At 62.0% G+C, this 1,281-nt stretch carries 2 protein-coding genes; both read right to left on the bottom strand.

Features of this window, described 5'->3' with window-relative positions; all coding sequences use genetic code 11:
* Nucleotides 1-488, bottom strand: a 488-nt coding sequence (locus tag AC1DU6_RS31710; RefSeq protein WP_477862154.1) for an ATP-dependent Clp protease proteolytic subunit, incomplete at its 3' end; no start/stop codon positions are given.
* A 111-nt stretch (nucleotides 489-599) separates the two neighbouring features.
* Nucleotides 600-1,281, bottom strand: a 682-nt coding sequence (gene tig / locus AC1DU6_RS31705) for a trigger factor (RefSeq protein ID WP_477862153.1), incomplete at its 5' end; no start/stop codon positions are given.

Here is a 1,281-nt window from a genome sequence, read left to right as displayed (position 1 = left end):
GCCAGGATGCGATTCAAGGTGTCGCGAGTCTTCAAGATTTCACGCGCATGGATTTCAATATCCGTAGCCTGCCCCTGAGCGCCGCCCAGCGGCTGGTGAATCATCACTTTGGCATTGGGCAGGGAGAAGCGCTTGCCCTTGGCGCCGGCCGCAAGCAGGAAGGCGCCCATGCTGGCCGCCATGCCCATGCACAGCGTCGACACCTCCGGCTTGATGAAGTTCATCGTGTCGTAGATGGACATGCCGGCCGACACGCTACCGCCCGGGCTGTTGATGTAGAGCGAGATCTCCTTGTCGGGGTTTTCGCTTTCCAGGAACAGCAATTGGGCCACGACGATGTTGGCGACCGCGTCGTTGACGGGCCCTACCAGGAAGACGATGCGCTCGCGCAGCAGGCGCGAGTAGATGTCGTAGGCGCGCTCGCCGCGACCCGACGTTTCGATGACCATGGGCACGAGGCCCAGATTGCTGGTTTCGAGAGCGCTCATTCAGATCCTTGAAAACTAAACCGGTAACAGCCGTTATGGGGGCAGATTATGGCGATGCAAGTAAAAAGGCGCCGGCCTTGCGGCACGGCGCCTTCGTGAGGCCAGGACTCTTCAGTTGCCGGTGGCCATCAGCTCGTCAAAAGGCAGAGCCTTGTCGGTCACCTTGGCGGTGGAAAGGACGAAGTCGGTGACATTGTTCTCGACGACGACGGCCTCGACCTCGGCCATGCGCTCGCGGTCGCCCAGGTACCAGCGCATGACTTCGGCGGGCTTCTCGTAGCTTTGCGACAGCTCTTCGATGTGGGCTTGCAGTTGGGCAGGCTTGGCATGCAGGTTGTTGGCGCGCACCAACTCGGAAACCACCAGGCCCAGGCGCACGCGGCGCTCGGCCTGCGGCTTGAAGATGTCGGTGGGGATCTCGGCCTTGTCGGCATCCTTGACGCCGCGCTTTTTCAGGTCTTCACGGGCCTGCTCGACCATGCGCGCCGCTTCGCCCTGCACCAGGGCATTCGGCACTTCCAGCTCGGAGGCCGCGACCAAGGCGTCCATGACGGCACCCTTGTTGCGCGCCAGCACGCGGAACTTCACTTCGCGCTCGAGGTTCTTCTTGATGTCGGCACGCAGGCCTTCAACCGTCGCGTCCTTGATGCCCAGGGACTTGGCGAATGCCTCGTTCACTTCAGGCAGGTGCTGGGCTTCGATCTTCTTGACCGTGACGAGGAAGTCAGCTTCCTTGCCCGCCACGTCCTTGCCGTGATAGTCCTCGGGGAACTGCAGCGGGAAGGTCTTGCTC

This window comes from Roseateles sp. P5_B10, assembly GCF_056400485.1.
Note: the sequence above shows the minus strand (reverse complement) of the source record. Positions and strands in the feature narration are given on the sequence as shown.